Origin of the sequence: Bacteroides sp. D1, from assembly GCF_000157095.2 — a bacterium.
Classification (GTDB): domain Bacteria; phylum Bacteroidota; class Bacteroidia; order Bacteroidales; family Bacteroidaceae; genus Bacteroides; species Bacteroides xylanisolvens.
This window is the reverse complement of record NZ_JH114350.1, coordinates 702,189-726,197: the sequence shown is the minus strand read 5'-3', so window position 1 is coordinate 726,197 and position 24,009 is coordinate 702,189. Positions and strand designations below refer to the sequence as shown.

Here is a 24,009-nt window from a genome sequence, read left to right as displayed (position 1 = left end):
AATATATGATTGTTAATATGTTCTGTTTCTCATTCTCAACTCTCCACTCTCAATTCTCCATTTCTTAAAGCTTCCATGATATTAGCAGGCGGACGTTGATTCATCAGTTCGTTTTTCATAAAGTCCATGTAAGGAGCTACATGTTTAAAGAACTGATAATAACCTTTGCATAAGTAGTTCAATCCCGGTTCACCTTCTGCCGTTTGGCTAAAACGATTTTTCGGGCATTCCCCGTTGCAGGCAAACAGGAACTCACACTCCTTGCATTGAGTAGGGAGAGACTGGTATTTCATGTTTCCGAAGTTGTGCTGACGCTCGCTATGCATCATTTCTACCAGTGTCTTACTGTAAATGTTACCTAACTTATATTCGGGGAATACAAAGTGGTCGCAAGAATAAACGTCTCCGTTGAATTCCATTACACCGGCATGTCCGCAAGTCTTTGCCATCGTGCATATACCGGGTTGCTCACCCATCCAGTTGGCCAGGGTAGAATCGAATATCTGCACATAGTATTTGCCTACATCTTCTTTCACCCATTCGTCAAAGAGAGTACAGAGGAAGTTCCCCCATTGTTCCGGAGTGATTGAAAAGTCAGCCAGTGTTCCGGCTTTATTTTCGGCAAGAGAAGCGAGATGACGTCCGTCTTCATGTGAAAGAATGCGTTCAACGATAGGAGCGAACTGGATATATTGACAACCGATTTCTTTGAAGAAACGATAAAACTCCAACGGATATTCGGCATTGAAGTCGTTAATAACTGCCATTGCATTCCATTCTACCCCGTGTTTCTTCAGAAGATTGATGCCTTGCATCACTTTCACAAAAGAAGGTTTTCCTAATTTGTTTTTGCGATACTCGTCATGAAACTCCTGCGGACCGTCGATGGAGACACCTACCAACCAATTGTTTTCACGGAAGAATTCGCACCATTCGTCAGTGAGCATAGTTCCGTTGGTCTGGATGCAATTGTCGATCGTACGTCCATGGGCGTATTTCTTTTGCAGTTCCATTGCCTTTTTATAGAAGGAGAGCGGTCGCATCAGCGTTTCTCCTCCGTGCCAGGTGAAAAGTACCTGCGGCATGGTTTGTGAGTTAATGTACTCGTCGATAAACTTTTCCAGAAGTTCATCGCTCATTATGTGTTTCGGATTGTCTTTGTATAGGTTGGCCTTTTCCAAATAATAGCAATACTCGCATGCTAGGTTGCATACGGCACCTACAGGCTTTACCATTACATAAAGCGGTTTGGCAAAAGGGGCAAATGTTGATGTTTTCATGACTGCAAAATTAGATAAACTAAATGAAAAAAATAGCCTTACACCTATGTTTATAAGGATTATTAAAGAAAAGAGTCTTACAAGATTTAAATATTGATAAAATGTTTCTTTGAATTCTGAATCAGTTGTACCTTTGTGCACAGAATTTAATGAATAAATGAACGTGAATAAAATTTTGCCTTTTTTGCTTTTGCTTCCGTTTCTGGCTTCCTGTACCAGTAAGTACAAGATTGAAGGAACATCTTCAGTGAATAGTCTGGATGGAAAGATGCTATATCTTAAATCCCTGCGTGATGGCGAGTGGGTGAAGCTGGATTCTGCTGAAGTGGTGCATGGTCTGTTTTCAATGAAAGGGAAAATAGATTCCGTACAGATGGTGACACTATATATGGATGAAGAAAGCATTATGCCGATCGTTCTAGAAAGTGGAAAAATAACAGTTACTATCAGCAATACGGACTTGAAGGCAGTGGGAACTTCTTTAAATAATGCGTTGTACGAGTTTATCAGCAAAAGAAACCAATTAGAAGAAAGTATCAGCGAACTGGAGCAGAAAGAAACCCGTATGGTATTGGATGGAGGGGATCTGGATGAAATTCACAGTCAGCTGGTGGTGGAAGGTGATTCACTGATGCAAGCGATGAATCAGTATGTGAAAACGTTTATTTCCGACAATTACGAAAATGTATTGGGACCCAGTGTATTTATGATGCTTTGCAGCTCTTTGCCCTATCCCATTATGACTCCGCAGATAGATGATATTATAAAGGATGCTCCTTACTCTTTTAAAGATAATAAGCTGGTAAGAGAATTCCTGTCTAAAGCAAGAGAAAACATGAAGTTGATAGAAGAACATCAACGATTGGAACAAAATGCTTCAACAAATAAGTAATACTTGAGTTTTTTGTGTATTTTTGCATAAAACTCAAGTAAAATGAAAACGACTACTGTTTCGGTATACGCCGCTTTCTTTTTTATTTTAGTCTTATCGGTTTCTTGTCGTAGAGATTCGGAGGCCTCCGATGTGGCGTTCCAGAAGATCGAAATATGTATGGAATCTCTTCCGGATACGGCTCTGTATCTATTAAAATCAGTTCCTCATCCTGAAAAATTGCGTGGAAAGTCGCAGGCGGATTATGCGCTTTTATTAACGCAGGCAATGGATCAGAACTATGTGAAGTTTACTTCTGATTCGTTGATTGCATTGGCACTGAATTACTATACTGTAGAGCGTGGTGACACTGCCATGCGTGCTAAAGCACAGTATTATTATGGTAGAGTGCTGCGTGAATTGGGTAAAGATGAAGAGGCTTTGTCGTTCCTGTCTTCAGCAAAGGAAATGTTCGGGAAGATTCAATGTTGCAAGATGTTTGCCATGGCTACTGATGAAATAGGGATGGTGAACCGGAAAAAGAAATTGTATCAGGAGTCATTGAAGAATTTTCAGGAGTCATACGCTATCTATGAAGAGTTAAAAGATTCTGTGGGCATTGTCAGAGCCGGGCAGAATATAGGCCGGGCTTATTTGTTTCAGAATAACTGGGATAGTTGCTATTTCTATTATAATAATGCTTTAGAATTAGCCAGAAAAAAACAGTATCCGTCTGAAGTTTCCATTTTACATGAGTTGGGTATCCTGTATCGTTCTATGGGAGAGCTGAAAAAGTCAGAACGCTATTTCCTTGCTGCTTATGAAAAAGAAACGGATGAAGAAAGGAAATATGTAGAGTGTATGTCTTTGGGATATTTGTATATACAAATGGGGGATGTGGAGAATGCCAGGAAATACTTTAAGATGAGTATAAATTCCTCTAAAGAGTATACCCGTATTGATGCATACAACAATTTATACTTTTTGGAAAAGGATATTGATAATTTTGAAGAAGCAATTACTTATCATGAAAAAGCGGATTCCATTGTCAGCGTATTGGATGAGGTCGATTCTTTGGAGTTGATAACAGAACTGCAAAAGCAGTATGAGAACGAAAAACTCCGGAGCGATAATTTACAAATGAAAATGCACCGTACGGTTTTTCTGTTTTGCGGTACGATTGTTTTTCTGATTGTAGCCTTCTATATGTGTTATTACTATTACAAAAGTAGGAACCATAAAAAGAAGATTGCCGAGATTGAATCCCAGATTAGAGATAATGAAGAGGAGATAAAGCGATATCAGCAGGAGATGGAAGAAATCCAGGAGTTGAAAGACCAAGTGCTGGAAGAGAACCGCATACTCGAAGAAAATCGAATGAAGGTAGGCGAGTTGAATGGAAAGATTGTGCTTTTGAGTATGCAGAACAAAACCTTATCGGGGTTGTTGAAAGAACTAGGAGGAGAGTTAACAGTCGGACCATCTTCTGAACAGTATATATCTGCTTTTCGATTATTGCTTGCTATCAAAGAGGGAACATTAAGAGGTAAGTTGTCTGATGGAGAACGCTATAAATTGTTTAGTCTGTTTGATTTACTCTATGCTAATTACGTTACCCGATTGCTTGACAAAGCTCCTTTATTGACAAAACGTGATCTTGAAATCTGTTGCTTCCTTAAATTTGGGCTGACTAATGAAGAGTTGGCTCGTATTTTCCAGACCTCTTCCGACTCGGTAACCAAGGCGAAGGGGAGACTAAAAGGCCGGTTAGGCATTTCTTCACAAGAAGATTTAAATGCATTTTTAAGGGACTTTTGATAAATAAAAAATGAATTGTCCGGGTCAATAACAGAATCAAAATATGTATTTTATTGAATTTTAGATCTTTACGATGAATCAGACACACTGATTTTGTCCGGGTGACTTTTTTTGTGTTTTCAGATGCATGCCGTACTTTTGACCTAACAAAAACCAAATAGCTATATGAAAAATCCTAATGAATTATCTGCTACCTCTTCATGGAGAGGTAACGAATTGCAGTTGATAGAACAGAAAGCCAACATTGTTGTCGGAGTAGCTAATTCTCGTACGCGGTTAAGGATAGGAGTTCTATTAAGTAAATATTCAGAGTATCAGGTGGATTATATATCCTCCGAGAGTGAAACAGGTAAACTGATTGAAGAAGCCGATCTAATAATTGGAGCGGGATTACTGCCTATGAAGGGGTGTTACGCCGGAAACCGGTGATTGTAGTGGGGGATTATGGTCTTGGAGGCTTGGTCACTCCGGATACATTCCGTAAGCATTATAACAATCGGTTTAGAGGAAAGATTAATGGTGCAAGAGGTGAATCTTTCTCATTGGAGAATTTAGAAAAAGAAATTCATAAAGGTTTTAATTTGACTTTTCAAGAATTGCAAATGATGTCAAACCAAACCATAACTTTGCAAAACATCTAAATATCTGAATTCTTTAATTTAATAGTTTGATGCATAAAACTGGTTAGGAGTGTGGGGGTGCGTGAGCATCCCCATATTCATTTTAGGTATAATACACAGATTACCGGTCTTGATCTTCGTTTTTCACCATTCCCTTATGTTGCTCCGGGAGGGCACTTTCAACAGCTGCGTATGCCTCTGCCATGGTTGCCTTGATATTTTCCATGCCTTTTCCTTTGGGAGGAATAGGGTCGTGAATAGTCAGAATCATGCGATGGCGATGTATCCATTTGCCTGTGCGTGGAAGGATTTCAAATGAGCCATCGATAGTGACAGGTACCACTGCCAACTGTAAATCATCCGCCAATTGGAAAGCCCCTTTTTTAAAATATCCCATGTGTCCGGTAAAAGTGCGTGCACCTTCGGGAAAGACCACCAGAGAAACTCCGTCTTTCAACGAGTCTTTTGCCTGCCGGATGGTTTCCAAAACCTTCTTCGGGCCGGAACGGTCTACAAAGATATGTCCTGCGCTTTCACAGGCTTTTCCGACGAATGGCAATTTACGCAGACTTTTTTTCATCATCCATTTAAAGTTTCTTCCAATGAAGCCGTAGATGAGGAAAATATCAAATGAACCCTGATGGTTAGGTACAAAAATATAGGAAGTTTTGTCATGCAGCTTTTCGCGCCCCTCAATCTTCACGGGAATCAACAGGAACAGACAAATTAATTGTGACCATATCTTCCCCGGATAATATCCCCAGAAGTGGGCTCCTCCCAAGAGGGAACCTACAATAGTGACGATTGCCGTAAGAATGGTCAGCACTAATAAAATAGGCAAAGCGATGCAAATCTGATAAATATAATACAGTATCTTCATAGGGTTGGATTTTTATCCTGCAAATATACATGATTATTGGTAAAAAAGAGAGGCAGATGTGAGATAATCTTTCCGATTGTGTTATTTTTGCCTCTTGTTAGTAGAGATAGTTATAAAATTATGATACGTATATTACATACTGCCGACTGGCATTTGGGACAAACCTTTTTTGGATATGATCGCACGGGAGAACATGAGGTATTCCTGAATTGGCTGGCAGAAGAAATTCGTCAGAAAGAGATTGATGCATTGATTATAGCCGGAGATGTTTTTGATGTTTCCAACCCTTCCGCTGCATCCCAAAGCATGTATTATCAGTTTATTTATCGGGTGACAGTGGAGAATCCGAATCTGCAAATTGTCATTGTGGCCGGCAATCATGATTCGGCAGCACGTCTGGAAGCTCCTTTGCCTCTGTTGCAGGCTATGCGGACAGAAGTCAGAGGGGTGGTGCGCAAACTTGAAGGTGGAGAAATTGATTATGACCATTTGATCGTGGAACTGAAGAACCGGAAAGGGGAAGTGGAACTGCTTTGCATGGCTGTCCCTTTTTTGCGCCAGGGGGATTATCCGGTCGTGCAGACGGAAGGCAACCTGTACGCGGAGGGAGTTCGCGAACTATATTCGCAGCTTCTGCAAAGGCTATGGAAGCAAAGGACAGCGAATCAGTCGATTCTTGCCATCGGTCATTTGCAGGCTACAGGATCGGAGATTGCAGAAAAAGATTATAGTGAACGTACTGTGATTGGTGGTCTGGAATGTGTATCGCCGGAAGCTTTTTCCGAACAGATAGCGTATACGGCATTGGGGCATATACATAAAGCGCAGCGAGTGTCGGGAAGGGAGAATGTGAGATATGCAGGAAGTCCTATTCCGATGTCTTTTGCAGAGAAACATTATCATCATGGAGTCGTGATGGTGACCTTTGACGGAGGTTGTGCAGTAGACATTGAACGGTTGGAATGCCCGAAATTAATCCCTTTGGTAAGTGTACCGAATGGAGATCCCGCCTTGCCGGAAGTGGTGTTGGAAGCCTTGAAAGAATTGCCGGAGACAAAGGATGTAGCTCCTTATTTAGAAGTGAAGGTATTGCTGGAGGAACCGGAACCCATGCTTCGGCAGGAGATTGAGGAGGCATTGGCAGATAAAAATTATCGATTGGCACGCATTGTGTCTACCTATCGCACCGATGTAGAAAATACGGAGAAAGAAAACGAGAACTGGAAGAGAGGATTGCAGGAGATGTCTCCCTTGCAGATTGCGCAGTCTGCCTTTGAAAAGATTTATCAGGTGGAAATGCCTGCCGAACTGACAGGTTTGTTTCAGGAAGCCTATTTGGCTGCTACTCATAAAGAAGAGGAGGAAGAAGAATGAAAATACTGGCTATACGATTGAAGAATCTGACCTCGATAGAAGGGATGGTAGAAGTGGATTTTACAGCAGAACCATTACATTCTGCAGGTATATTTGCCATATCAGGACCTACGGGTGCCGGTAAGTCTACTTTACTAGATGCTTTATGTCTGGCACTGTATGATAAAGCTCCCCGTTTCGCAACTTCGGTGGAAAGTGTGAATCTGGCAGATGTAGGAGACAATCAGATAAATCAGTCCGATGTAAGAAATTTATTGCGTCGGGGAACAAGCGACGGTTATGCGGAAGTCGATTTCTTAGGCATTGACGGACGGCGTTACCGTTCTCGCTGGTCGGTAAGACGGACAAGAAATAAGATAAGCGGTTCTTTGCAGCCACAAACGCTGGAGGTGAAAGAACTGGATACGGAGAAAGAATTCCAGGGTACCAAAAAAGAGTTGTTGATTCAGTTGGTGGAGCTGGTGGGGTTGACGTATGAGCAGTTTACCCGTACCGTATTATTGGCGCAGAATGATTTTGCAACATTCCTGAAATCGAAAGGAGCGGCCAAAGCGGAGTTGCTTGAGAAGTTGACGGGAACCGGTGTATATTCCCGGATTTCTCAAGAAGTCTATGCACGGAATAAGGCGGCACAGGAAGAAGTCACTTTGATTCAGAATCGAATGAATGTGATCGAATTGATGCCGGAAGAAGAATTACTTGCTTTACAAAAAGAGAAAGAGCTGTTGGCCGAAAAGCGTGTGACAGGAATCAAACTGCTGGCAGAGCAAAATGAACAACTGAATGTGGTTCGTTCATTAAAAATGCAGGAAGATCTTTGGAAGAAGAAGCAACAGGAAGAACAGGAGGAGCAAGCAAGATTGAAAATGTTACAGGGCGCATTGGCTTCACAAGAAGAAGGATTGGTGCATTTCAAGGCACAATGGGAAGCCATACAGCCGGACTTGAAGAAAGCCCGTCAGTTGGATATACAGATACAGTCACAGCAGGACAGTTACACACAATCGAAACAGATGTTACAGTCCGCTAATAAACAGGTGTCGGAGCAGGAACAAAAAATGCGGATGGCTACGGAGCAGTTGCAGGTTTCTTATTCTTCTCTGAACCGTTTGCTGAATCATGTAGGAATAAAAGAAGTGTTGCAACTAGAACAGGTGGAAGAAATTCTACGGCAGGAAGAAAATAAACTGACAGCCGGGGTAAACACGAATGAAGAACGGTTGTTGCGATTAAACTCTTTCGGATATCCGTTATTGACCGAAGAACAGATGAAGTTGCAAAAAGAGCTGACACGCCAACAGAATATCCGGCAATTGACGGAAACGCAGACGAAAACAAAGGCAGAAATAGAACGGTTGGAGAAAGAAACAACTGATTGCCTAAAACAATTGACGGAACAAGAAACCGCATTGAAAGTAACTCAACGCCTTTACGAAAATGCACGTATGGCAGTGGGAAAAGACGTGAAAGCATTGCGTCAGCAATTGCAGGAGGGGGAAGCTTGTCCGGTTTGCGGTAGTACGGCGCATCCTTACCATCAGGAACAGGAGGTAGTAGATACTCTTTTCCGGAGTATAGAACAGGAGTATAATGCAGCAGTAGCAAACTGTCAACAGATCAATAACCGGAGCATTGTTTTGCAACGTGATTGGACGCATCAGAAGATGGTGGACGGACAGATTGGAGAACAGTTGGCGGCATTGTATAAAGCTGGGATCGATGCTGGTAACGAAGAGCAGATACAACATCGTTTGACGGAACTGGCAGAACGTATTTTAGAATATCGTAATCTTTATGCAGAATGGCAACGCAGCGATGAAGAAATTAAAAAGATGCGTGCGCATTGTGAAGCTCTTCGTGAGAATGTATCTCTTTGTCGCCTGGCGATGCAGAAAGTATCGTCTGCTAAAGAACAGTTGTTATTACTGCAGAATACTGCTTCAGCCGAACAAAAGAGATTTGAAGTTATAGAGAAAGCGTTGAATGTGCTCCGTCAGGAACGTTCGCAACTGTTGAAAGGAAAAAGTGCGGATGAAGCGGAAGCAGCCGTGGCAAAAAGAGAAAAAGAGCTGAATTTGGCTTTGGAGAAAGCACGCAAAGAGGTAGAGGCTGTGCACAATCGCCTTTCTGGTCTGCAAGGAGAGATGAAGCAAATTACGCTGGCTATCGGAGAATTGCAGGAACAGTATAAAAAGATTGAGTCTCCCGAACAACTTCCCGAAATAATAAAGAAACAACAGGAAGAAAACCTGAATATCGAACGTACCTTTTCTACTATGGAAGCCCGTCTTTTGCAACAGGCAAAGAATAAGCTAACTGTGGAACAGATTGCGAAGGAACTGGCAGAGAAACAGACGATTGCCGAACGTTGGGCGAAACTTAATAAACTGATAGGCAGTGCGGACGGAGCGAAATTTAAAGTGATAGCTCAAAGTTACACTTTGAATTTGCTGTTGCTTCATGCCAATAAACATTTATCCTACCTTTCTAAACGCTATAAGTTGCAACAGGTTCCCGACACGTTGGCGCTTCAAGTGATAGATTGTGATATGTGTGATGAAATACGGACTGTGTACTCTCTTTCCGGTGGTGAATCATTCCTGATATCTTTGGCGTTGGCTTTGGGCTTGTCTTCCTTATCAAGCAATAACCTGAAAGTAGAATCTCTATTTATTGATGAAGGATTCGGCTCTTTGGATGCGGAAAGCCTGCGTACGGCAATGGAAGCATTGGAACAATTACAGATGCAGGGACGGAAAATCGGAGTTATTTCTCACGTACAGGAGATGAGTGAACGAATTTCTGTTCAGGTGCAAGTGCATAAGAAAGTGAATGGAAAGAGTGTGCTTACCGTTGTAGGGTAAGCACATCCATTATCTCCTTTTACATTAATTCGTTCAATTCGCTTAAATTCTTCTTTATTTCGTGGATGCGATTTAAGAACTTCTTGCGGTAAATCCATAAAATCAATCCTAGTCCTCCGCCCCATAACAGGATAAAGAAGGCTATCATGCCTATTCCATATTGCCACACTTGCCAGTAGATAAATGAGAGTACAGCCAGTACCAGGAGGAAAGCAATAGCAATCAGTCGTTCTCTGATGGTCCATCGGTGTATACGGTTCACGCGGCTGATTACCTCTACCAGAGGCATCTCGTCTATTTGAGTCCGTTGGAGGTAGCGGGTGGTGACGATGTCCCAGCAAAGTGCGGGAATCCATGCGAAAATGATAATGATGTAGATCGGGTTCAATCTGTTGTGCAACAACACCTCCGCTAAAAACAAGATCAATATCGGCAAAGAAATCAGAATAAGCTTGATGTTCAGGCTGGCAATGGCATGGATACCTTTGTCTGCATGCCTTATCAGCTTTTCAAGCTCTTCTTCTTTGATGAACTCTTTATCTTTCAAGTGTTCATCCAGGGCATTCCAAGATTTTTTCAGTTCTTCCAGTTCCATATATCTTATTCCTCCTTTTTCATTCTTTTAAGTTTGTCTTTGATGCGGCTTAGTTTAGTCGCTACATTGGTAACCGTCAGTCCGGTAATTTCTGCTATTTCTTCATAACTTTTGTCTTCGAGATAGAGCAGGATAATTGATTTGTCTAGTTGTCCCAGCTGGTTAATCATCTGATAAAGCTGTTTCAGCATTTCGTTGATCGGGTCGTGTGCTTCTATGGTCCAGTCAGTATCTTTGGTGAGACTGACTATTTCCGGCACATTCTTTTCTTTACGATAAAAACTGATACAAGTGTTGAGAGCAATACGATAAATCCATGTAGATACTTTACATTCTTTTCTGAATTTAGGATAGGCTTTCCAAAGATTCAGTAGCACATCCTGATAAAGGTCATTGAGCGGAGCATTGGGGTTGGCGTACAGATAGCACACTTTGTAGATCACCCGTTCATATTCGCGGATTACCGACAAGAACTCTTGCTCAATAGGAGGATTGGCTTCTGTTGCTTGTTCTCTCATGAAGTCTATGATTGCTTTTCTGGTTAGTTAGTCGTGAGAAAAGGAGAAAAATCACAGGAGAATGATGATTATTGAAGATTCGCTGCCAGAAATTTGCGCATTTCTTCGATGCTTTTTCCCCGGCGGCGGGTATAATCTTCGAGTTGGTCCTCTCCAATCTTTCCTACAGAAAAATATTCGGAAGCCGGATGCGAAAACATAAGTCCGCAAACAGAAGCGTGCGGATACATGGCCCCGTTTTCAGTCAATGAAATACCTATCTGTTTCATGTCCAGCAGTTCATCCAACAGGAAGTTGACAGACTGATCCGGTAAAGACGGGTAGCCGACGGCAGGGCGAATACCTTGATATTTCTCGACCAATAAATCCGCTATGCCCAGATTTTCTTCTTTGGCATATCCCCATGCTTCTTTTCGTACATACTCATGCATCTTTTCTGTTGCAGCTTCTGCCAGTCGGTCGGAGAGGGTTTGGACAAGCAAGTGTTTATATGGGTCCTGTTCATACAGTCCTTCCATGTCCGCATCAATAGAAGAAGCAAAAGCACCGATGGTGTCGGGGATACCGGAAGAAAGAGGACGGATAAAGTCGCTTAGACAAAGGAAAGGACTTCCATCTCTTTTGGGCGTCTGCTGACGCAGTAAAGGAAAGGTGACGAATTGGTCTTTTTCTTTCTCAATAATTAGATTATCTCCGTCAGAATTTGCTTTACAGAGCTTGAATAGGGTCTTTACCTCATAATCCCGGTCGAGCAGATCGAGCATCCGGTTGGCTTCTTTAAATAGCTGCATGGCTTCGGAGGCCTTGTTACGCTCTTCTTCCGGAAAAGTCGTCAGCCACGAAGCACGGCAGACGTCACATCCGTGAATGTTGGCAATGGCTGCAAAACGTGGCTGGAAACCCCATGCGTGGAAAAAGTAAATCCAGTTGATGTAGGGAGTGACTGTATGTATTTTATAAGATAGAATCATAATTTATACAATTAAATGGGAATTTAGCGGTTAAATGAGAATTTAGCGGTTAAATGGGAATTTAGCAGTTAGGCTGAAAGCCTTACAATTATATATTTATTGGGGTGCCCTGAAAGGGCTTAATTCTATAGCGTAGGGCAACGCCCTACGAAAAAAACACACCAGCCACAAGCCCTGAAAGGGCGGAACTGTATACAATTATGCCCTTTCAGGGCGCAAATTCAGATTGTCGTTTTTACGTAGGGCGTTGCCCTACGCTATAGAATTAAGCCCTTTCAGGGCACTCCGCAAAATTATCATTTATCGTTCGAAGAACAATTCTTGTCCGCGATAAGTCTCGTCTATTTCTCCGTTGTTATATAACAGATGTCCGTTTACAAATGTTTTCTCTACTTTCCAGTCGAATGTGTGTCCCTCTAATGGACTCCATTTACATTTGCTTAGAATACAATCGGTTGTTACAGTCCATTCGCTTCCGGGGCGGACTAATACCAGGTCAGCCTGATAGCCTTTGCGGATGAATCCCCTGTTTGGTATCTCATACATCTGTGCAGGAGCATGAGCCATTTTTTCTACTACTTTTTCGATAGTAAACACTCCTTTATCTGCCAACTCCAACATGCTGACCAGCGAGAACTGAATCATCGGCATCCCGGACATTGCCTTTAATGCACCTCCTTCTTTTTCACTAAGCAAGTGTGGGGCATGATCGGTTGCGATGGCATCAATCAGACCGCTATTGACAGCCTCTTGCAAAGCTTTCCGATCTTGTGCAGTCTTGATGGCAGGGTTACATTTAATGCGGGCACCCAATGTCTGATAATCTTCTTCCGTAAAGAGTAGATGGGAAACGCAGGCTTCTGCTGTAATTCTTTTTTGTGCCAGAGGAACGTTGGAAAACAGACTCAACTCTTTAGCGGTGGAAATATGCATGATGTGCAGGCGGGCATTTGTTTCCCGTGCCAGTTGCACAGCCAGCTCGGACGAACGATAGCAAGCCTCTTCCGAACGGAGAAGCGGATGAAGAGCCAGAGGTACATCGTCTCCGTATTCTTTCTTATATTTATCCGTATTTTCTTTGATAATTCCCTGGTCTTCGCAATGGGCGGCGATGAGCAGATCGGTTCCGCCGAATATATTACGCAAGCTGGCCATCCGGTCTACCAGCATATTGCCGGTGCTTGAACCCATAAATAACTTCACGCCACAAACCCGGTGTTTATCCAGTTGCGCAAACTGGGTATAGTTATTATTCGTTGCTCCGAAATAGCAGGAATAGTTGACTGCTGATTTCTCACCTAGTAGGGTGAATTTCTCTTCCAAAGCCTCCAGCGTCGTAGTCTGCGGGTTTGTATTGGGCATATCCATGATGGAAGTGACACCTCCTGCTGCAGCGGCATGGCTTTCTGTGGTAATATCAGCTTTATGAGTCAGGCCGGGATCGCGGAAATGAACATGTTCGTCGATGGCACCCGGTAGGAGATAACACCCGCTTGCGTCAATGACTTCGTCACAAGGGGCAGTTGCTTTTTCTTCACCCACCAATATTTCGGCTATCTTTTCATTTTCAATGACTACTGAACCCAGTACTTTTCTTCCTTCGTTAACAATAACGGCGTTTTGAATCAGTGTACGTTTCATGACTTTTGCGGGAATTTATGGAACCAACTATTTACTTTTAATTTAATCACACCAAATATGGCCTCTCCAAAGATGCTGCTATTCATCTTGGAAGTCCCTAGTTCACGATTAATGAAAATCACGGGAACTTCGATGATTTTAAAACCACATTTGTAAGCGGTGAATTTCATTTCAATCTGAAAAGCATATCCCTTAAAACGGATATGATCCAAATCAATCATTTCCAGTACCTGACGGCGGTAGCAGACAAATCCGGCTGTCGTGTCGTGTACGGGTATTCCTGTGATGAACCGCACATATTTGGAAGCAAAGTACGACATCAATACCCGTCCCATCGGCCAGTTCACTACATTTACTCCGCTGATGTAGCGGGAGCCGATGGATACATCTCCACCCTGTTCCGAACAAGCCTGATACAAACGGGGCAAATCGTTCGGATTATGACTGAAGTCGGCATCCATTTCAAAGATATACTCGTATGCGTGTTCCAGTGCCCATTTAAATCCGGTAATATAGGCAGTGCCCAATCCCAGTTTCCCTTTACGCTCAATCATAAAAAGCCGTTCGGGAAATTCTTGTTGCAAGGTTTTTACGATGGTTGCCGTTCCGTCCGGAGAGCCGTCTTCTATTACCAGAATATGGAATACTTTGGGAAGGCCGAATACGGCACGGATGATATTTTCTATGTTCTCCCGTTCATTATAGGTAGGGATAATTACAATGCTATCCGATGTCTGCATATAGATACTATAAAATTTAAAACAAAAGTAGTTCTTTTCCTTTAGTTATAGCCGAACTAAGGAAAATTTAACGTGAAGAGCAGAATGCAATCTTTTGTTTCTTGGTGTGAAACGGTTTGTTCCTCGGTGTGAAACAAGTTGTTTCTCGGTGTGGAACACTTTGTTTCTCGGTGAGAAACTTTTGGGGGATGAAAACTTTCCCACACTTATGTCTGTCCTGCGATTCTTTTTTGTAATTTTGCGGGGAAATTTTATAGGTATGACAATAACTGAATTGCAACAACAATATGCTGCCCACCCCAATATGGCAGTGATGAAGCGCTTGTTGAAGGACACTTCTGTTCAGACTGTTTTTTGTGGAGGACTGTGTGCATCTGCTGCTTCTCTTTTTTCTTCTGTATTGGTACAAGAGAGTGGTTGTCCGTTTGTCTTTATTTTAGGTGATCTTGAAGAAGCCGGCTATTTTTATCATGACTTGACGCAGATATTGGGTACGGAAAAGGTGTTATTCTTTCCATCTTCATTCCGTCGCTCTATTAAATATGGGCAAAAAGACGCAGCCAATGAGATTCTGCGCACGGAAGTACTTAGCCGCTTGCAAAAAAGGGAGGAGGGACTATGTATCGTTACGTACCCGGATGCATTGGCAGAGAAAGTAGTGTCGCGAAAGGAATTGAGCGATAAAACCCTGAAATTGAATGTAGGGGAGAAAGTGGATACCACGTTTATCACTGATGTGTTGCATAGTTATGGCTTCGAATACGTAGATTATGTATATGAACCGGGGCAATACGCTGTTCGCGGTAGCATTATCGACGTTTTCTCTTTTGCTTCGGAATATCCTTATCGTATTGATTTCTTTGGTGATGAAGTAGAAAGTATCCGTACCTTTGAAGTAGAGTCCCAATTATCCCGTGAGAAGAAAAGTGGAGTGTCCATTGTTCCCGATTTAGCAGTGACAGGAGATGTGACAACTTCCTTTCTGGATTTTATCCCGAAAGATACTACTCTGGCAATGCGCGATTTTCTTTGGTTGCGTGAACGAATCCAGGTGGTGCATGATGAAGCGTTGACTCCCCAGGCAATAGCTGTTCAGGAAGCCGCAGAAAATGGAGGCATTACATTAGAAGGAAAACTGATAGACGGCAGTGAATTCACTGTACGGGCACTCGATTTCCGCCGATTGGAATTTGGTAACAAACCAACCGGAACGCCGAATGCCAGTGTTACTTTCAATACATCTGCCCAACCCATCTTTCATAAGAATTTCGATTTGGTAGCTTCTTCTTTCAAAGATTATTTGGAAAAAGGTTATTCGCTATATATCTGTAGTGACAGTATGAAGCAGACAGATCGTATCAAGGCTATTTTTGAAGATCGGGGCGATCAGATTAATTTTACTCCCGTAGAGCGTACCATACATGAAGGATTTGTAGATAACACACTACGGCTCTGTATCTTCACCGACCATCAGTTGTTTGACCGTTTCCATAAATATAACCTGAAAAGTGATAAAGCTCGTTCGGGAAAAGTGGCACTATCTTTAAAAGAACTGAACCAGTTTACTCCGGGGGATTATGTGGTGCATACCGATCATGGTATCGGACGTTTTTCCGGTTTGGTGCGTATACCGAATGGTGATACTACGCAGGAAGTTTTGAAACTGGTGTTTCAGAATGAAGATGTAGTGTTCGTTTCCATTCATTCCCTGCATAAAGTTTCCAAATACAAAGGTAAGGAGGGAGAGGCTCCCCGACTTAACAAATTAGGTACAGGGGCATGGGAGAAACTGAAAGAACGTACGAAGAGCAAAATCAAGGATATTGCCCGCGATTTGATAAAATTGTATTCGCAGCGTCGTCAGGAAAAAGGGTTCTCTTATAGTCCCGATAGTTTCTTGCAGCGTGAGTTGGAAGCATCCTTTATTTATGAAGATACCCCGGATCAGAGTAAGGCGACGATTGATGTCAAAGCGGATATGGAAAGTGACCGCCCGATGGACCGTCTGGTCTGTGGAGATGTAGGATTTGGAAAAACAGAAGTTGCAATTCGTGCCGCTTTCAAAGCTGTTGCCGATAATAAACAAGTGGCCGTTCTGGTTCCGACAACGGTGCTTGCTTACCAGCATTTTCAAACATTCCGCGAACGTCTGAAAGGACTGCCATGCCGGGTGGAATATTTAAGCCGCGCACGTACTGCCGCACAAACCAAAGCTGTATTGAAAGGACTGAAGGATGGAGATGTCGGTATTCTGATAGGTACCCACCGTATCTTAGGCAAGGATGTTCAGTTTAAAGACTTGGGACTGCTGATTGTCGACGAAGAACAGAAATTCGGAGTTTCCGTAAAAGAAAAGCTGCGTCAGTTGAAAGTGAATGTAGATACACTGACAATGACTGCTACTCCGATTCCCCGTACCCTTCAATTTTCGTTGATGGGCGCGCGTGATTTGAGCGTGATTTCCACTCCGCCGCCTAACCGCTATCCGATTCAGACCGAAGTGCATACTTTTAATGAAGAAGTGATAACGGATGCCATCAATTTTGAGATGAGCCGCAACGGGCAGGTCTTTTTCGTCAATAACCGGATTGCGAACTTGCCGGAACTGAAAGCAATGATAGAGCGCCATATTCCGGATTGCCGTGTAGCAATCGGACACGGACAGATGGAACCGACAGAACTGGAGAAAATTATTCTGGATTTTGTCAACTATGACTATGACGTGCTCTTGGCAACCACAATCATCGAAAGTGGTATCGATATTCCGAATGCAAATACCATCATTATCAATCAGGCGCAAAACTTCGGCTTGAGTGATCTCCATCAGATGCGTGGACGGGTAGGGCGTAGTAACAAGAAGGCATTCTGTTATCTGCTGGCTCCTCCGTTGGGTAGTTTGACGGCCGAAGGAAGACGACGTCTTCAAGCGATTGAAAACTTTAGTGATTTGGGAAGTGGTATTCATATTGCTATGCAGGATTTGGACATTCGTGGAGCCGGAAATTTGCTCGGAGCCGAGCAAAGTGGCTTTGTCGCTGATTTGGGATATGAAACATATCAGAAGATTCTGACTGAAGCTGTCCATGAGTTGAAAACAGATGAATTTGCAGAACTGTATGCTGATGAAATAAAAGGTGAAGGACAAATTAGTGGAGAAGAATTTGTAGAGGAGTGTCAGGTAGAAAGTGACCTCGAACTTTTATTGCCGGCCAACTACGTAACCGGCAGCAGCGAACGTATGTTGCTCTATCGTGAACTGGATGGACTGACATTGGACAAAGATGTGGAGGCTTTCCGCTCCCGCTTGGAAGACCGCTTCGGACCGGTTCCCCGGGAAACGGAAGAATTACTCCGCATTGTTCCTTTACGCCGTTTGTCAGCTCGTTTGGGAGCAGAGAAGATTTTCCTGAAAGGCGGACGAATGACCTTGTTCTTTGTTTCCAATCCGGATAGTCCGTTCTATCAAAGTAAGGCTTTCGGTAAAGTGATAGACTATATGATGAAGTATACCCGGCGCTGTGATCTGCGTGAGCAAAATGGCAGACGGAGTATGTTGATTAAAAATGTTACTAATGTGGAGACGGCAGTCAGTGTGTTGCAGGAGATTGTGGCGTTGCCGGTGAAAGAAGAATAAATAAGCTTTTCGGGGAAGATAAGCGAGGAATTGTTTGTTTTATACCAAGGGGATCTTTATCTTTGTAGATATAACTTAATAACTGATATGGCTAAGAAATCATATAAACCTCAAGATAATGAATTGCCACAGGTCAATGAACCAGTGGCTGCTTATCATGTAACTACTCCTAATGCAAATCTTTATGTTCCTACAGAATATGAACAGGAAATTATAATGCATTCTGAAAAAGATTATGAGGAGGGTAGATTGCATACTCAAGAAGATGTGGATAAGCTGGTGGAACAATGGCTAAGTTAAAAATAGTCTGGACAGAAACAGCGACTATTGTTTTTCAGCAAATTCTGACTTTCTATAATGTGAGAAATGGAAATACCCAATATAGCCGTTCCATTTATACAATGGTGAGAGACGTATTGCAATTAGTCGCTAAATATCCTTATATGTATAAAGCTACCTCTGTTCCTAATATACGTGTTTTTCATTGTGATTATTTCAAAGTCTATTATCGGGTACTTGAAAAGCAGATTCTTGTGGAAGCTGTTTTTGATACTCGCCAAGATCCTGATAAGGCTCCTTTTTAGAGGTGGTTTTGTAAGTGATGGAATGGAGCGAATTAGCGTTTTCCGTATAATTTGTCTATCAAATCAGAACGTCCGATACGTCTCAACTCATTGATGATATTTCTCCTTTCTTCCGGTTTATACCAAAAAAAGAACTGTCGTTGTGCTAGTTTCTCCCGTTGGGTTTTAGCACTGAATATCGGTTCTAACGTGTATGGATGGAATCCGGTATACCAAGCTTCGGTAGCAACCGTCATCGGAGTGGGAGTGAAGTCCTGCACTTGTTCCAGGTGGAAGTCCAGACGTTTAGTGATAACGGCAAGTTCCGCCATATCTTCTTCTTTGCATCCGGGATGCGAGGAAATGAAATACGGAATCAGTTGTTGACGTAGATTCTCTTCCCGGTTGATACGGTCGAATATCCTCTTGAATGTTTCAAATTGCTCGAAAGAAGGTTTGCGCATCACAGATAATACCCGGTCACTGGTATGCTCCGGAGCTACTTTCAGCCGACCACTTACGTGATTGACAATCAATTCACGGGTATACTCGGCAGTGCTGCGGTTGATCGCTTCATCTTTACTTTGATGAAGTAACAGGTCATAGCGTACTCCGCTACCGATAAACGATTTTTTTATTCCGGGCAAGGCATCTACTGCACGGTAAATATCCAGTAAGGGGCGATGGTCGGTATTTAGATTTGGGCAAACTTTCGGATGGATACATGACGGTCGTTTGCACTTCTTGCAAATAGCTTCGTCTTTTCCTTTCATCTGATACATGTTAGCGGAAGGACCACCCAAATCGCTTAAATATCCTTTGAAATCGGGTAACTGGATGACCTCTTTCACCTCTTTCAGTATGGACTCTTTGCTACGGCTGACGATAAACTTTCCCTGATGAGCGGAAATGGTGCAGAAGGCACAACCGCCGAAACATCCCCGGTGAATGTTGATGGAAAACTTAATCATGTCATAAGCCGGAATCCGTTTCCCTTTATATTTAGGATGAGGTAGCCGGGTATATGGCAAATCAAACGAACGATCGAGATCTTCCTGGCTCATCGGAGGATATGGAGGATTGACTACTACTATCTTGTTTCCGACGGCTTGCGTGATTCGGGAAGCCGAATATTTGTTAGATTCTTCTTCGATATGCCGGAAATTACTAGCCTGTTTCTTTTTATCTGCCAAACATTCTTCGTGCGAATAAAGTGAAAGGTCATTTTCGGCAGAGGTCCATTCTGTTGCACGACAAAGATAGGCTGTTTGAGGAACTGATCCGATGATTGTTCTGAATTTACTGCTTGTCAGTACTGGCTCTTCAGTAGTAAGCAGACTTTTCATATTCTTCACCAGGTCTGGAAGTGGTTTTTCTCCCATTCCGTAAATGAGCAGGTCGGCACCGCTGTCGCATAAAATGCTCTTTTGCACTTTGTCCTGCCAATAATCGTAATGACTTAACCGTCTTAAACTGGCTTCGATTCCTCCGATAACTACGGGAACATCCGGATAAAGTTTCTTTAGTATCTGGCTATAAACCGTGGAAGGATATTCCGGACGCATATCCGGACGACCGTCCGGGGTATATGCATCTTCACTGCGCAATCGTTTGTTGGCTGTGTATTTATTTACCATCGAATCCATGCATCCACCGGAGATGCCGAAGAATAGCCGTGGGCGTCCCAGCTTCTTGAAGTCACGCAGGTCGTCACGCCAGTTGGGCTGGGGTACAATGGCTATTTTCAAACCTTCCGCTTCAAGAATCCGTCCAATAACGGCAGCACCAAAAGAAGGGTGATCTACATAGGCGTCAGCACTGAATAGAATGACATCCAATTCATTCCATCCGCGAAGTTCTACTTCTTTCTTGGTAGTAGGTAACCAGTCAGTCAATCGATATTCTTTCATGCTGCAAAGATACGGATAATAAAAAACATCCCAATGATTTTTTTATTCATTGAGATGTTTAACTTCGATTATCGGGATGTTTTGCTTCAATCATTGAGATGTTTTTTATAACTTCCCATTGATTGTGAACTGTAATGTCATTTGTTCTCCGTCATAGATTTCACGAAAACCGATACCTTGCTCGGACAGATATTCCTTTAGATCCTGAAACGCGTCAGCATGGTTCATGATAATCTCTATCGTTTCTCCCGGAGAGGCAGTGCACATTGCTCTTATTGCAGGAATCAGCGGACTGTATGCTGTTATTCCGCAGGTATCTACCGTAATCATTATTCCTCTTCTTCTTCCGCTTCTGTGTTGGAAAGCCAGGTAAGATAGAGCTTGATGAGCTGTTGCAGACCGAATGCCTTCATATTATTGTGATAAATCACGTCGATACAAAGGTCCAGCAAGTCTTTACTGTCTTCTTCCTGACTGGCGATAAGGGAGCGGATATTTAGTTTCAACTTATCCAGAACTGCTTCATCTACAATACCGGTACTGTCGATAAGATGACGGAACAGAGCATATTTCTCAATCGTTCTCAAGTTTTCATTAGATACTTCTATGCTGCGTGTACCGCTAGGATTTGCTTGTATAGTATACATTGTTTTTTAGTTTTAAAGGTTATTATAGTAGCAAAGATAGAATTTAAAATGAGAAACGGATTAAAAAAAGGATATTTTTTATTTTTGAGTAAAGAATCCCAGGATGCCTGCCATAATGGTTGCCCGATCCGCTTCCGACTGGATGCTTTCGAAAGGAAAGCCCAATACAAAAGTGCGGTAGTTCCCTTTGTAAGCGATACCTGCGCTCTGATTGCCGGGTGCATACGTAAATACAGGGAAAGCAGTATCTACGGGAACGATGCAATCTGCTGCAGGAACCGCATAACTGTTCTCATTGGGCAGACGCGGGATCGTGATTGTGCGCCCCAATCCTTTAATCTGATTCGAACTCTTATCCGTCAGGCTACTTTGATAACCATATTTCAGTATTTTCTCTGTAAACTCCCGGTTGCCTTGTGTGCCGCTCATATCGCTTCCTACATAAGCACCGCTGACAAATAGACTACCTCCCGACTGACAATAACTGGTCATAATTCGTTGCATAGCCGAGGAGAATGTCTTGTAGTACGCTTTATTTGCGGGGTCTTCTTTTTCCAGTCCCAGGATATAATCTACCACCGGATAATCTTCTAACGTAACCAATCCGTTTTCTACCGCTTCGTCACTGCATGACACAAAACTATATTTGCCGGCTGCCTGAATCGCTTTTCCATGAATAAAAGGATAATCGAATGTGTTCCCTGCTATTTTCATTCCTTCTAACTCGTTTCCGCTATGGCCCAGACTGCCTTTTCCTTCTTTTCCGGCTTGTGTACGGTCGAAGCCTGTTTGTGCTCCGCAAAACGAAATGTTTGATATATACGGGACTCCGGGATCTTGTGATAAATCGAATCCTGCTCTATCAGAAGTATTAACGACCGCCGGACCGCTGATTCTGTCAAAGCCATTGATGATAATTACCTTTTCCTGTTCGCGTTTGGCTTTATAAGCGGAAAGGATTTCGGAGGGAAAACTTTCCCCGCCGCGGTTTACGGCAGTCACTTTGAATGAATAAACGAGCCCTGGTTCTATTTTAACGGTGTGGGACGTTTTGCTGACTAAGGTTCCATTGTCAAAGCCTCCATAACCGATGCGTGTATATACGATGTATTCTCGTGGGCGTGCAGTCGGTTCTTGCGGATCATCTTCACCTTTCCATGAAAGTTCCAGCGTATTCTTTTTCTTTCCGAATTGAATGGCGAAATTGCTGACTGGCAGGGGCTGAACTATATATTCTTTATCATGCTGGCTGGTAATGAACTGCAAAATACCTTTGTAAATGGCTCGTCCCACTGTAAACTTGAAGTTCGGATCATGCCCTAACTGCATATCTGCGAAGTTCTGATGGGAGAGCAGTTCGATAATCGTAGAAGGTGTAGCCGGGAGACGTGTTTCACTGTAATTCCGGTTCCACATACTGCGGCGTGTCCAGGGGATGCTGTAACTTGAATAAATATCTTTCTGAATCTGTGTGAGCAGAATATCGGCTAAGTCACGTGATGCATACCGGTCTGTTCCTGCATTCAGTTTTCCATTATTGAAATCGGTGGTATAGATACCGAGCGATCCGATAAACTCATCAGTCTTGCTGCATCCGGCATCACTGTGCAACGCCATAGTCATTTCCAAAGGTACGCCTAAACCCGATTGTTGCGGGTTGTAGACAGAACTGCCCGACAAATAGTTGATAGCGTTGGAACGTGTGTTGATGTCGTCTGTATAGTCGTTTTCACCTTTGCGTCCTGCATATACTTCGTATGGCATTCCCGCCCATTGCGCAGAGTAGCGTGCTCCTTCCAAATAACGGGGTAGCCTGCTGGTTCTTCCTCCACGGGCAATGTTTCCCATTCCACCTCCAAAACGTACCGCATCGGCGCATACAACTCCATGTTCGCTGCTCTCGTTGCTAAGTACCACCATGCCGTAGTCGTTGTTCCCTTTATCAAATTCAAACGTTCCGAGGTAAACCCATGTGCCTCCACCTATTTTCTGATTAACTTTAAATTCGGTTACTCCTCCGTTATGGAATACCAGATATTTGGCGTCGCTTACACTATTGGGGAGTGTCTGATAAGAAACATAAACAGCATACTTGCCTGTTGCCGGTAGAGTAGGTACCCATTCGGCAAATACCTGGTCTTTCTTCTTCTTTTTCTTTCTTTCGGTTGGTATGAAACGGCAGGTTCCGTCGGTGAAAGGATTCTCTCCCTCTTTGTAGATCGTTTTCTTTTGAGCAAATCCTCTTACCGGGGCATTTGCCCAATTAGCTTTTTTGCTACCCACTTCCAGATAAAGGGAAGCATTGGGAGTGTCATTATCTACAATGATCTCATTCTTCTGCGTATCTCGTTCACGGGGAGTATAAACAATCGCTCCTGCATTTTCCAACATGGGAATCACGTAAGGAAGGACGAAAGATTGAGTGAACATATCTTCTGTGGTACAGAATAATCGAGGGCGTTGCCATCCCCATTCGTTTTTATCATTTTTGAAGTAGTTGCCGTGGCTTTGCCAGATTGCGATATGACGGTCTTGCAGTCCGCGTGAAATTTCATTGGGACGTGAAATGTTTTTCACCCAGGGAGCTCCTTTATAATCTATATTCAAAGATAACCTCTCCTTATCCTTTTTCTTATTCCGGTAGAAATTAGGTACCAAATCCTCAATAGGTTTTCCATCCGCATAAATGGTGAGCTGGTAATAATGAACAGGCCCCGGAAGCAGTTCTTTAACTTGATTATAAATGTTTTCTACAGTTTCCGGACGGAAAGGCTGATAGGCGAAACTTTCCGATGCATAGATTGCAATTGTCTTGCGATCATAATTTATATCGAAACTGTTCAGTTTAGGAGTGCTGATTTTGGCTGTTGCGGTATATTTGTTGAAGTAATCCGTCAGCCGTTCTTTTACATTTCTTTCAATATCTTGAGCGAAAAGAAAATTAGCACTTACAGTAAGGCATAGAAGAAACACTATTATCTTTTTCATTATTCAATGCTTTTGTTCTCATTTTCACCACAGAGGAAAGGAGGACACAGAGTTATTATGAATAACCATTTTATATCGCTTCATAGATTTAACCT

The 24,009-nt window shown here is 42.8% G+C and carries 18 protein-coding genes and 1 pseudogene; 9 read left to right on the top strand and 10 right to left on the bottom strand.

Going from position 1 to position 24,009, the window contains the following annotated elements:
• Window positions 1-35 precede the first annotated feature (35 nt).
• The gene (locus BSAG_RS02045; RefSeq protein ID WP_004315949.1) at window positions 36-1,280 is read right to left on the bottom strand and encodes an anaerobic sulfatase-maturation protein; all 1,245 of its coding nucleotides are present in this window, start codon (window positions 1,278-1,280) and stop codon (window positions 36-38) included.
• Between the two features lie 157 nt (window positions 1,281-1,437).
• Between BSAG_RS02045 and BSAG_RS02050 the strand changes: the two genes are divergently transcribed.
• The 3 genes from BSAG_RS02050 to BSAG_RS25825 all read left to right on the top strand — a co-directional run bounded on the left by BSAG_RS02050 (window position 1,438) and on the right by BSAG_RS25825 (window position 4,398).
• The gene (locus BSAG_RS02050) at window positions 1,438-2,172 is read left to right on the top strand and encodes a DUF4369 domain-containing protein (protein WP_004297344.1); all 735 of its coding nucleotides are present in this window, start codon (window positions 1,438-1,440) and stop codon (window positions 2,170-2,172) included.
• A gap of 42 nt (window positions 2,173-2,214) precedes the next feature.
• Window positions 2,215-3,969: a tetratricopeptide repeat protein gene (locus BSAG_RS02055; protein WP_004315947.1), complete on the top strand. Its 1,755-nt coding sequence runs from the start codon at window positions 2,215-2,217 to the stop codon at window positions 3,967-3,969.
• A gap of 165 nt (window positions 3,970-4,134) precedes the next feature.
• Window positions 4,135-4,398 (top strand): hypothetical protein, encoded by a 264-nt coding sequence (locus BSAG_RS25825; RefSeq protein ID WP_004315946.1) that lies wholly within the window; start codon window positions 4,135-4,137, stop codon window positions 4,396-4,398.
• Window positions 4,399-4,710: 312 nt separating this feature from the next.
• On the opposite strand, the gene BSAG_RS02060 is transcribed toward BSAG_RS25825, so the two are convergent.
• The gene (locus tag BSAG_RS02060; RefSeq protein ID WP_004315944.1) at window positions 4,711-5,469 is read right to left on the bottom strand and encodes a lysophospholipid acyltransferase family protein; all 759 of its coding nucleotides are present in this window, start codon (window positions 5,467-5,469) and stop codon (window positions 4,711-4,713) included.
• Window positions 5,470-5,589: 120 nt separating this feature from the next.
• Between BSAG_RS02060 and BSAG_RS02065 the strand changes: the two genes are divergently transcribed.
• From BSAG_RS02065 to BSAG_RS26225, 3 genes and pseudogenes are all read left to right on the top strand, one after another.
• Window positions 5,590-6,843: an exonuclease SbcCD subunit D C-terminal domain-containing protein gene (locus BSAG_RS02065; protein WP_004315943.1), complete on the top strand. Its 1,254-nt coding sequence runs from the start codon at window positions 5,590-5,592 to the stop codon at window positions 6,841-6,843.
• The gene (locus tag BSAG_RS02070) at window positions 6,840-9,707 is read left to right on the top strand and encodes an AAA family ATPase (protein ID WP_004315942.1); all 2,868 of its coding nucleotides are present in this window, start codon (window positions 6,840-6,842) and stop codon (window positions 9,705-9,707) included. The genes BSAG_RS02065 and BSAG_RS02070 overlap by 4 nt, the downstream gene beginning before the upstream one ends.
• Before the next feature lie 483 nt (window positions 9,708-10,190).
• A pseudogene (locus BSAG_RS26225) lies at window positions 10,191-10,235 on the top strand (hypothetical protein); the annotation flags it as partial.
• Window positions 10,236-10,307: 72 nt separating this feature from the next.
• Here the strand turns inward: BSAG_RS26225 and BSAG_RS02080 are convergent.
• The 4 genes from BSAG_RS02080 to BSAG_RS02095 all read right to left on the bottom strand — a co-directional run bounded on the left by BSAG_RS02080 (window position 10,308) and on the right by BSAG_RS02095 (window position 14,172).
• Complete coding sequence (locus BSAG_RS02080) at window positions 10,308-10,820, bottom strand: RNA polymerase sigma factor (protein WP_004315940.1); 513 nt, start codon at window positions 10,818-10,820, stop codon at window positions 10,308-10,310.
• A 68-nt stretch (window positions 10,821-10,888) separates the two neighbouring features.
• Window positions 10,889-11,791: a vitamin B12 dependent-methionine synthase activation domain-containing protein gene (locus BSAG_RS02085; protein WP_008015952.1), complete on the bottom strand. Its 903-nt coding sequence runs from the start codon at window positions 11,789-11,791 to the stop codon at window positions 10,889-10,891.
• Window positions 11,792-12,091: 300 nt separating this feature from the next.
• Window positions 12,092-13,432, bottom strand: coding sequence for a dihydroorotase (locus BSAG_RS02090; protein ID WP_008770895.1), 1,341 nt, complete (start codon window positions 13,430-13,432; stop codon window positions 12,092-12,094).
• Window positions 13,429-14,172, bottom strand: a complete 744-nt coding sequence (locus BSAG_RS02095; protein WP_004312608.1) for a polyprenol monophosphomannose synthase — start codon at window positions 14,170-14,172, stop codon at window positions 13,429-13,431. The genes BSAG_RS02090 and BSAG_RS02095 overlap by 4 nt, the downstream gene beginning before the upstream one ends.
• Before the next feature lie 259 nt (window positions 14,173-14,431).
• Here BSAG_RS02095 and mfd point away from each other — a divergent pair, with 259 nt between their 5' ends.
• The 3 genes from mfd (at window position 14,432) to BSAG_RS02110 (ending at window position 18,390) form a co-directional block, all read left to right on the top strand.
• A complete protein-coding gene (gene mfd / locus BSAG_RS02100; RefSeq protein WP_008770896.1) occupies window positions 14,432-17,806 on the top strand; it encodes a transcription-repair coupling factor in 3,375 nt (1,124 codons plus the stop codon).
• Between the two features lie 87 nt (window positions 17,807-17,893).
• Window positions 17,894-18,106, top strand: coding sequence for a hypothetical protein (locus BSAG_RS02105; protein WP_004312604.1), 213 nt, complete (start codon window positions 17,894-17,896; stop codon window positions 18,104-18,106).
• The gene (locus tag BSAG_RS02110) at window positions 18,094-18,390 is read left to right on the top strand and encodes a type II toxin-antitoxin system RelE/ParE family toxin (protein ID WP_004312602.1); all 297 of its coding nucleotides are present in this window, start codon (window positions 18,094-18,096) and stop codon (window positions 18,388-18,390) included. Before BSAG_RS02105 ends, BSAG_RS02110 begins: the two co-directional genes overlap by 13 nt.
• 32 nt (window positions 18,391-18,422) lie before the next feature.
• Here BSAG_RS02110 and BSAG_RS02115 read toward each other — a convergent pair whose 3' ends face one another.
• The 4 genes from BSAG_RS02115 to BSAG_RS02130 all read right to left on the bottom strand — a co-directional run bounded on the left by BSAG_RS02115 (window position 18,423) and on the right by BSAG_RS02130 (window position 23,914).
• Window positions 18,423-20,279 carry a YgiQ family radical SAM protein gene (locus tag BSAG_RS02115; protein WP_004312601.1) on the bottom strand — a complete coding sequence of 619 codons (1,857 nt, stop codon included), beginning with the start codon at window positions 20,277-20,279 and terminating at the stop codon, window positions 18,423-18,425.
• Between the two features lie 105 nt (window positions 20,280-20,384).
• On the bottom strand, window positions 20,385-20,609 hold the full coding sequence (locus BSAG_RS02120; RefSeq protein ID WP_004312598.1) for a sulfurtransferase TusA family protein: 225 nt from the start codon (window positions 20,607-20,609) through the stop codon (window positions 20,385-20,387).
• Window positions 20,609-20,926, bottom strand: a complete 318-nt coding sequence (locus tag BSAG_RS02125) for a hypothetical protein (protein WP_004312597.1) — start codon at window positions 20,924-20,926, stop codon at window positions 20,609-20,611. Before BSAG_RS02125 ends, BSAG_RS02120 begins: the two co-directional genes overlap by 1 nt.
• A 78-nt stretch (window positions 20,927-21,004) precedes the next feature.
• Window positions 21,005-23,914 (bottom strand): hypothetical protein, encoded by a 2,910-nt coding sequence (locus BSAG_RS02130; RefSeq protein WP_004312595.1) that lies wholly within the window; start codon window positions 23,912-23,914, stop codon window positions 21,005-21,007.
• Window positions 23,915-24,009 lie beyond the last annotated feature (95 nt).

Excerpts from the sequence above, each read along its gene's own strand:
- BSAG_RS02045 (WP_004315949.1), bottom strand. The coding sequence starts at position 1,280 with ATGAAAACATCAACATTTGCCCCTTTTGCCAAACCGCTTTATGTAATG.
- BSAG_RS02050 (WP_004297344.1), top strand. The coding sequence starts at position 1,438 with ATGAACGTGAATAAAATTTTGCCTTTTTTGCTTTTGCTTCCGTTTCTG.
- BSAG_RS02055 (WP_004315947.1), top strand. The coding sequence starts at position 2,215 with ATGAAAACGACTACTGTTTCGGTATACGCCGCTTTCTTTTTTATTTTA.
- BSAG_RS25825 (WP_004315946.1), top strand. The coding sequence starts at position 4,135 with ATGAAAAATCCTAATGAATTATCTGCTACCTCTTCATGGAGAGGTAAC.
- BSAG_RS02060 (WP_004315944.1), bottom strand. The coding sequence starts at position 5,469 with ATGAAGATACTGTATTATATTTATCAGATTTGCATCGCTTTGCCTATT.
- BSAG_RS02065 (WP_004315943.1), top strand. The coding sequence starts at position 5,590 with ATGATACGTATATTACATACTGCCGACTGGCATTTGGGACAAACCTTT.
- BSAG_RS02070 (WP_004315942.1), top strand. The coding sequence starts at position 6,840 with ATGAAAATACTGGCTATACGATTGAAGAATCTGACCTCGATAGAAGGG.
- BSAG_RS02080 (WP_004315940.1), bottom strand. The coding sequence starts at position 10,820 with ATGAGAGAACAAGCAACAGAAGCCAATCCTCCTATTGAGCAAGAGTTC.
- BSAG_RS02085 (WP_008015952.1), bottom strand. The coding sequence starts at position 11,791 with ATGATTCTATCTTATAAAATACATACAGTCACTCCCTACATCAACTGG.
- BSAG_RS02090 (WP_008770895.1), bottom strand. The coding sequence starts at position 13,432 with ATGAAACGTACACTGATTCAAAACGCCGTTATTGTTAACGAAGGAAGA.
- BSAG_RS02095 (WP_004312608.1), bottom strand. The coding sequence starts at position 14,172 with ATGCAGACATCGGATAGCATTGTAATTATCCCTACCTATAATGAACGG.
- mfd (WP_008770896.1), top strand. The coding sequence starts at position 14,432 with ATGACAATAACTGAATTGCAACAACAATATGCTGCCCACCCCAATATG.
- BSAG_RS02105 (WP_004312604.1), top strand. The coding sequence starts at position 17,894 with ATGGCTAAGAAATCATATAAACCTCAAGATAATGAATTGCCACAGGTC.
- BSAG_RS02110 (WP_004312602.1), top strand. The coding sequence starts at position 18,094 with ATGGCTAAGTTAAAAATAGTCTGGACAGAAACAGCGACTATTGTTTTT.
- BSAG_RS02115 (WP_004312601.1), bottom strand. The coding sequence starts at position 20,279 with ATGAAAGAATATCGATTGACTGACTGGTTACCTACTACCAAGAAAGAA.
- BSAG_RS02120 (WP_004312598.1), bottom strand. The coding sequence starts at position 20,609 with ATGATTACGGTAGATACCTGCGGAATAACAGCATACAGTCCGCTGATT.
- BSAG_RS02125 (WP_004312597.1), bottom strand. The coding sequence starts at position 20,926 with ATGTATACTATACAAGCAAATCCTAGCGGTACACGCAGCATAGAAGTA.
- BSAG_RS02130 (WP_004312595.1), bottom strand. The coding sequence starts at position 23,914 with ATGAAAAAGATAATAGTGTTTCTTCTATGCCTTACTGTAAGTGCTAAT.